At 71.3% G+C, this 8,095-nt stretch carries 3 protein-coding genes, 1 pseudogene and 1 riboswitch; of the genes and pseudogenes, 3 read left to right on the top strand and 1 reads right to left on the bottom strand.

Annotated elements, in window-relative coordinates:
• The first annotated feature begins 81 nt into the window (after window positions 1-81).
• The 3 genes from VF542_RS01805 to VF542_RS01815 all read left to right on the top strand — a co-directional run bounded on the left by VF542_RS01805 (window position 82) and on the right by VF542_RS01815 (window position 5,957).
• Window positions 82-1,380 (top strand): ATP-grasp domain-containing protein, encoded by a 1,299-nt coding sequence (locus VF542_RS01805; RefSeq protein WP_408649995.1) that lies wholly within the window; start codon window positions 82-84, stop codon window positions 1,378-1,380.
• Window positions 1,381-1,528: 148 nt separating this feature from the next.
• Window positions 1,529-1,583: riboswitch (cobalamin riboswitch) on the top strand.
• A 105-nt stretch (window positions 1,584-1,688) separates the two neighbouring features.
• Window positions 1,689-5,348 (top strand): cobaltochelatase subunit CobN, encoded by a 3,660-nt coding sequence (gene cobN, locus VF542_RS01810; protein WP_408649996.1) that lies wholly within the window; start codon window positions 1,689-1,691, stop codon window positions 5,346-5,348.
• A gap of 99 nt (window positions 5,349-5,447) precedes the next feature.
• The gene (locus tag VF542_RS01815; protein ID WP_408649997.1) at window positions 5,448-5,957 is read left to right on the top strand and encodes a DUF4234 domain-containing protein; all 510 of its coding nucleotides are present in this window, start codon (window positions 5,448-5,450) and stop codon (window positions 5,955-5,957) included.
• Between the two features lie 11 nt (window positions 5,958-5,968).
• On the opposite strand, the pseudogene VF542_RS01820 reads toward VF542_RS01815, so the two are convergent.
• Window positions 5,969-8,095 (bottom strand): annotated as a pseudogene (locus VF542_RS01820) (hypothetical protein); the annotation flags it as partial.

The raw sequence follows: 8,095 nt of genomic DNA on the forward strand, positions 1-8,095 counted from the left end.
TGACCCGGCGCACCAGTTCAGCCGTCCCGATAATCTGCGGTGGTCACGAAAAGCCCGCCGCGACCGAAGGATCCGACGACGATGTCCGAGCATGTACTGATCTTCGGCAACGGCTACTACATACCCGACCGGCTCAGGACCTGGGCCGCGAGCACCGGCCAGACGGTCAGCACCAGCGTGCTCTGCCAACCCGAGCAGCTGGCCAAGATCGACGAGCCCGAGAAGCACGCCCGGATCATCGCGTTGCCTCCCGAAGCTCCGCTCGAGGAGTGGATCGCCTATGCCCGGGTGCTTCATGAGATCCAGCCGGTGACCAGGATCGGCGCCTTCAGCGACCAGTGCCAGGACATCGCCGCCGAGGTCGGGCTGGTGCTGGGCATCCCTACCCACTCACCGGAGACCGTCCGGCTGGTGCACGACAAGTACGCCATGCGGCAACGGCTGGCCGAGGCCGGTGTGGAGTCGACACCGTCGGCCGTCGTCACCGCCGTGGCGCAGTTGCGGGAGTTCGCTGCGACCCACGGCTATCCGTGCGTGGTGAAGCCACTGAGCGGGATGGCCAGCTCAGGTGTGTCGGTGATCTCCGAGGCGGCCGAGGCGGCGGCGGCCTTCGCCCGCGCACGGGCAAGTGACCCCCGTGCCCACGGAACCGACACCACCGCCCAGGCGACCGGCAACCCACCGCGGGTCGTGGTCGAGACGTTCCTGCCGGGCGTCCAGTACAGCGTGGAGAGCTTTTCCGAGCACGGCGAGCACCAGGTCGTCATCATCACCCGCAAGTACTCCGACGCCGCCAGCCTGGTGGAACTCGGGCATGTGATGCCCGCTCTGCTGGATCCCGGGCAACGGAACGCGATCGAGGCGCACGTGTGCCGGGTGCTCGAGGCGTTGGGGGTGCGGTTCGGCCCGACGCACACCGAGATCATCCTCACCGAGGCCGGGCCGCGCGTCATCGAGACCCACCTGCGTTTCGGTGGCGACCAGCTCTGGAACCTGGTCACCGACGCCACCGGGGTCGACCTGGTCAGGTGCCAGTGGCGACAGGTGATCGGCGAGACGGTGTTGCCGGGCATCCGGGAGCTGCTCGACGATCCGTCGCGGGCGCCGCGGTGCGAGGCGATCTGGTTCGCCGGAGCGCCGTCCGCCGGCATCCTGGTCGAGGTCCAGGGCGCCGACGGGCCGCAGCCCGACGGTGTCACCGTGGACCTGCTCGCATCGCCGGGCAGCGAGCTCAACGGCCTGCAGAACTCGCACTCCCGGCTGGCCCAGGCCCGTGCTCATGCCGGCACCGCGGCGGACGCGCTGGCCCTGGCGCAGCAGGCCATCGAGCGGCTGGAGTTCCTGGTCCGGGTTCCCAACCCGCAGTCCGAGCTGCTGTGACCCGAGGCGGAGCCAACCGCCGAGGTGGAGCCAGCCGCCGAGGCGGAGCCAACCGCCGAGGTGCAGCCAGCCGCCGAGGTGGAGCCAACCGCCGAGGTGGAGCCAACCCCACCAGCTACAGTTAGCCCGCCTAGCGGCCACAGCTGGAGGAAGCCGGTGCGATCCCGGCGCGGTCCCGCCACTGTGACTCCGAGCCCGGACACCGTGACACGGACAACCGTGACACGGGCACTCCAGACCCGGACGAGCCAGACACTCCAACGGCCGCTACCTACACGCCAGGGGCGCGGACCCCGGGGAGGACCACTGTGATCCTGCTGCTCTCGACCTCGGACACCGACCTGCTCAGCGCCCGAGCCAGCGGCGCGGACTACCGGCTCGCCAATCCGGCTCGTACCGAGGTCGAGGACCTGCCGGCGCTGCTGGCCGGCGTGGACCTGGCGGTGGTGCGCATCCTGGGCGGCTACCGGATGTGGGAGGCGGGCATCGACGCGCTGCTTGCCAGCGGCCGGCCGGTCGTGGTGCTGGGCGGCGAGCAGCAACCGGATGCCGAGCTGATGAAGCTGTCGACGGTGCCCTACGGGGTGTCAGCCGAGGCACACGCCTACCTGGCCGAGGGCGGCCCGCGCAATCTGGGTCAGGTGCACCGGTTCCTGTGCGACACCGTCCTGCTGACCGGTTACGGCTTCGAACCGCCGGCCAGCACTCCGCTGTGGGGAATCCTGGAGCGGACACCGGCCAGCGCTCCGGGAGCCGCCTCCACCCCTGCCGGAGCCCCCTCGGTCTACCCGACGGTCTCCCCGACGGTCGCCGTCCTCTACTACCGCGCCCACCACGTCGCCGGGAACACCGCCTTCGTCGAGGCGCTGTGCCAGGCCATCGAGGGCAAGGGCGGCCGGCCGCTGCCGGTCTTCTGTGCCTCGCTGCGCGCCGCTGAGCCCGAACTGCTGGCCACCCTGGCCGGGGCCGACGCGCTGGTGGTGACGGTGCTGGCCGCCGGTGGAACCAAGCCCGCCACCGCCGCGGCCGGGGGCGACGACGAGGCCTGGGACGTCGGTGCCCTGGCGGCGCTGGACGTTCCGATCCTGCAAGGGCTCTGCCTGACCAGCTCCCGGGACAGCTGGCTGGCCAACAGCGACGGACTGTCACCGCTGGATGCCGCCACCCAGGTCGCGATCCCGGAGTTCGACGGCCGGTTGATCACCGTGCCGTTCTCGTTCAAGGAGGTCGACGCCGACGGCCTGACGGTCTACGTCGCCGATCCCGAGCGGGCGGACCGGGTGGCCGGCATCGCGGTCCGGCATGCCGGGCTGCGGCATCTCCGGCCCGCCGAGCGCAAGATCGCCATCATGCTTTCGGCTTATCCCACCAAGCATTCCCGGATCGGCAATGCGGTCGGGTTGGACACCCCGGCCAGCGTCGTGCGGCTGCTGGCGGCGATGCGCGAGCAGGGCTATGACGTCGGGCCGGTGGGCGGGGAGGACGCGCTGCCCGGCGTGAGCGCGCTGGACGGCGACGCGCTGATCCACGCGCTGATCGCGGCCGGTGGCCAGGACCAGGACTGGCTGACCGCCGAGCAGCTGTCCGGCAACCCGGTACGGATCGCCGCCGCGGACTACCGGCGCTGGTACGACACCCTGCCCGCTGACCTCAAGGACGGGATCGAGCGGCACTGGGGAGCCGCGCCCGGCAACCTGTTCGTCGATTTCAGCCAGCACCAGCAAGGGGAAATCGTGCTGGCCGGGCTGCGGGCCGGCAACGTGGTGGTGATGGTGCAGCCGCCCCGCGGCTTCGGGGAGAACCCGGTCGCGATCTACCACGACCCGGACCTGCCGCCGAGCCACCACTACTTCGCCGCGTACCGGTGGCTGGCCGAGGACTTCGGCGCGCACGCGATCGTGCACGTCGGCAAGCACGGCAACCTGGAATGGCTGCCCGGCAAGAGCGCCGGCATGTCTGCCTCCTGCGCCACCGACGCCGCGCTCGGCGAGCTGCCGCTGATCTACCCGTTCCTGGTGAACGATCCCGGGGAGGGCACCCAGGCCAAGCGCCGGGCGCATGCCACCCTGGTCGATCACCTGATTCCGCCGATGGCACGGGCCGAGAGCTACGGTGACATCACCCGGCTGGAACAGCTGCTCGACGAGCACGCCAGCATCGCCGCGATGGACCCGGCGAAGTTGCCCGCCATCCGTGCCCAGATCTGGACCCTGATCCAGGCAGCCAAGCTCGATCACGACCTCGGCCTGGCCGACCGCCCGCACGATGCCGAGTTCGACGAGTTCATCCTGCACGTCGACGGCTGGCTGTGCGAGATCAAGGACGTCCAGATCCGCGACGGCCTGCACGTCCTCGGCCAGGCGCCGCATGGCGAAGCCCGGGTCAACCTGGTGCTGGCCATGCTGCGGGCCAAGCAGGTCTGGGGCGGCCAGGCGGCGGCACTGCCGGGCCTGCGCGAGGCACTCGGCCTTTCCGAACAAGGCGATGCCGGGCGCATCGAGGTGGACGAGGCCGAGGATCTCGCGCACCGGCTGGTGTCGGCGATGGAGGCGCGGGACTGGCGGATCGATGCCGCCTGCGAGGTAGTCGCCGAGATCCTCGGTGCCGACGACAGCCGGGCGGCGCTGGTCGGCGAGGTGCTGGTCTTCGCGGCGTCCGAGGTGGTGCCCCGGCTGGCCCGCACCACCGATGAGTTGACCAACGTGCTGCATGCCCTGGATGGCGGCTACGTGCCGGCCGGCCCGAGCGGTTCTCCCTTGCGCGGGTTGATCAATGTGCTGCCGACCGGGCGGAACTTCTACTCGGTGGACCCCAAGGCGATCCCGAGCCGGCTGGCCTGGGAGACCGGCCAGGCGATGGCCGACTCGTTGCTGGCCCGCTACCGCACCGACACCGGGAACTGGCCGCGGTCGGTGGGCCTGTCGGCCTGGGGCACCTCGGCCATGCGCACCGCCGGCGACGACGTGGCCGAGATCCTGGCGCTGCTCGGCGTCCGGCCGGTCTGGGACGAGGCGTCCAGGCGGGTCACCGGCGTGGAACTGATCCCGCTGGCCGAACTGGGCCGGCCCAGGATCGACGTCACCGTCCGGATCTCCGGCTTCTTCCGCGACGCCTTCCCGCATGTGGTGGCCCTGCTCGACGACGCGGTCCGGCTGGTCGCGGCCCAGGACGAGCCGGCTGACCAGAACTACGTCCGCGCCCACGCGCAGGCAGATCTCGCCGCTCACGGAGATCACCGCCGGGCCACCCTGCGGGTGTTCGGTTCCAAGCCCGGCGCCTACGGGGCGGGCTTGTTGCCCTTGTTCGACAGCGGGAACTGGCGTGACGACGCGGACCTCGCCGAGGTCTACGCGGCCTGGGGCGGTTTCGCCTACGGCCGCGGGGTGGACGGCATCCAGGCCCGGCCGGACATGGAGAACGCCTACCGCCGGATCAACGTGGCGGCCAAGAACGTCGACAGCCGCGAGCACGACATCGCCGATTCCGACGACTACTTCCAGTACCACGGTGGCATGGTGGCCACGGTGCGAGCGCTGACCGGCACGGCTCCGGCTGCCTACATCGGTGACAGCACCAACCCGGACGCGGTCCGCACCAGGACGCTGTCGGAGGAGACGAGCCGGATCTTCCGGGCCCGGGTGGTCAACCCGCGCTGGCTGGAGGCGATGCAGCGGCACGGCTACAAGGGCGCGTTCGAGCTTGCAGCGACAGTGGATTACCTGTTCGGCTACGACGCCACCGCCGGGGTGGTGGCCGACTGGATGTATGAGAAGCTCGCCCAGACCTACGTGCTGGACCCGCAACTTCGGAAGTTCTTCGCCGAGTCCAACCCGTGGGCGCTGCACGGCATCGCCGAGCGGTTGCTGGAGGCAGCCCAGCGTAAGCTGTGGGAGCACCCCGACCCGGACACCCTGGCGGCGTTGCGGCAGGCCTTCCTCGACACCGAGGGAGATCTGGAAGACGGCTGATCGTCCGACATACAGACGATACTTGACATTCGGCACACATGCCTTCAGGCTCTTGGCGGTCTCGGGGAACCCGTGATCACTCCTATCCGAAGGCCCACGATGACTCAGCCGTTCGACTCCACCCCTGCTCCGCAACAACATCCGCCCAACGATGATGGCCTTTCCGCGCCGGTCGGTTCGGGCACTCCGTCAGCGCTGGCGCGATACGGCAACACCCCGGCAGCGATCGCCCGACCGCGCCGCGTAGGTGTGAGGCGAAGCGCATGGGGTGTCTGGTGGCTGTCAGCACTTACCTTCGGTATTTATTACCTGGTCTGGTATTACAAGATCAACGCCGAGTTGCGCGCCTTCGCTCCGGAGGCTGTCGAGGTAAGCCCGGGCAAGGCCGTCCTCGCCCAGCTGTTGCCCATCTTCGCCTGGGTGAGCCTTGCCAATACCAGCACCCGGCTCAACGACGCCCACCGAGTGATTCAGTCCCCGGTTCGGGTCTCTGGCGGTATGGCGATTCTCGGGACCTTCTGGTTCAACTCCCAAACCCGATACCTTCAGCGTCGTCTCAACAGCTTGTGGGATGCCCAGGACACCGTGAGCGCGAACCCTGCCCGCTGAGGCGGCGGCTGCTACCGCACGGTGACGAGCAGGTTCGGGCTGACCCCGTCGGCACCTCGGCTGTCGCCGGTGACCCGCATCCGGTAGGTGGACGCGCCGGCCGCGCCGGCCGTCAGCGAGAACCGGGCGATGCCGGTCGCCGAGCTGACGGCCGAACCTAGCGGGCTCCAGCCGCTGCCGTTCCAGGCGTCCAGGGTCACGGTGGCAGAACGTGGCGCACTCACCGTCCCGGTCAGCGTGAACAGCAGGCCGGTGCCGACATAGGCCGGCCCGCTGGCGATCACCCGGGTGGTGACCGCGATCGGCACCGGGGCCGACGCCGCGTCGGTGTAGCCGGGCGCCACCAGCCGGGCCACCAGGCTGCCGTTCTCGGCCGGTGCCGCGGTCAGCGTGAAGCTGCCGCTCGCGGTGGTACCGGCCGTTCCGAGCAGGACGGCGGCTCCGGTGGTGGTCTGCAGGTAGATCCGGACCGGCACGCCGGCTGCCGCGGTGGTGACACCGGCATAGCTGCGGCTGACCGTGCCGGAGAGCCGGTTGCCCGCCCCGGCGAGCTGCTGGCCGGCCTGCGCCGTCAGCGTCACCGCCGGCGTCCAGGTACCGACGGTCAGCGAGCCGGCGGTCGCCCCTGCGGCCGGCTGGCCCGCGGTCCCGGCGAACCAGGCCGACAGCACGCCGGAGACCCGAGGGGTCACGGTGGCCTTCCAGCTGCCGTTGCTGGCCACCGTCGCGCTGCCGAGCACCGTGACGGCGCCGGTCGCCGAGGTGCTCCGGACGCTCACCATGGCTCCGGTCACCGGGCTCAGCACGCCGTCGGCATCGCGCAGCAGCGTTCCGGACACCACCACCGGGGCGGCGTAGCCGACATCGGTGGCGTCGGCGGCGGCCCTGAGCGCGGTGCTGGGCAGGCTGACGGCCACGGTGCCGGCCGCCGCACCGGCAGCCGTCCACGACGGGGTGGCCGCCAGCGTGACCGCGAGTGACCCCGACACGGTGGGCCGGACCGCCATCCGGTAGCTGCCGTCGGCCGCGGAGGTGACCCGGCCCAGCGCCAGCACCCGGCCGGCGGCCGTCTCGGTGATCTGCAGCGACGCCCCGGCCAGCGCGACGTCGCCGCCGGGCGAGGTGTGGGTGAGCAGGCCGCTGACCGTGACCGGGTCGCCGTAGTACGTGGCGCTCCGGTCGGCGCTGGCCGTGAGGGCCGCGGTGCAGACGCCGGCGGTGACCGCGATCGCGCCACCGGCATAGGCGTTGAACATCCCGACCGCGGTGGTCGCCGCCGTCAGGGTCAGTGCGGAGGAGGTGAGCAACGAGCTGCGGGCGATGCCGCCGGTGTCGGTGGTGCCTCTGGCCAGCGCCACCGGCAGGGCGGTTCCGCTCTGCCTGCTGAAGCCGACGCTCACCCCGCGCACCGGCGCGCCGGTGAGGGCATCGGTCACCAGGGCCTGCAGTGGCGTGTTCGCCGAGCTGCAGGCGGACTGCGGGCTGCCGCTCTGCCCGGCGATCCCGAACGACACGGCCAGGTTCCGCTTGGCGCCCGAGGTGGCGAAGACCAGCGGCACGGTCACCGCCTTCGTCGATCCGGCGGTGTCGGTCACGGTGGCGGTGACCGTGGTGGTACCGGTCGCGGTGGCCGGGCAGCTGATCGAGGTCTGGGCCAGCGTGGGGGTGCTGAAGGCGCAGTCCGCCCGGGCTGACTTCCAGGCGATCGAGCTGACCGCGTCACCCGGTGGCAGCAGCGCGGTCACCGAGGCGGCGGTGCTCAGGCCCGGCACGACGGGGCTGTTCACCGCGACGCTCGCCCCGAGCCTGGTGGGCGGCCCCACCACACCGGTCGCGCTGAACGCCGCGGCGCCGTCGGGCGTGCCGAGGCCGGTCGGGCCGTCCCAGCCGGCCCGGGACGTGCACAGCGCCGTCGCGCCACAGCTGCCGTTCGTCCCGGTCGTGACGTCGTTGAGGCTCTCGCTGTGCTGGTAGGGATAGGTGTTCGGGTAGTCCGAGCCGCCCGGCGCGCCGGCCAGGGCGTAGACCGCGCCGACGATCGGCGCGGACGCGCTGGTGCCGCCGTAGACCCCCCAGCCGCCGGCGTGGTAGACCGCGACTCCGGTGCCGGGGTCGGCGACCGCGGAGACGTCGGCGAC

Source organism: Jatrophihabitans sp., from assembly GCF_036389215.1.
Taxonomy (GTDB): Bacteria; Actinomycetota; Actinomycetes; order Mycobacteriales; family Jatrophihabitantaceae; genus Jatrophihabitans_A.

Bases quoted from the DNA above. Each gene is read 5' to 3' on its own strand.
- VF542_RS01805 (WP_408649995.1), top strand. From the start codon at position 82: ATGTCCGAGCATGTACTGATCTTCGGCAACGGCTACTACATACCCGAC.
- VF542_RS01815 (WP_408649997.1), top strand. From the start codon at position 5,448: ATGACTCAGCCGTTCGACTCCACCCCTGCTCCGCAACAACATCCGCCC.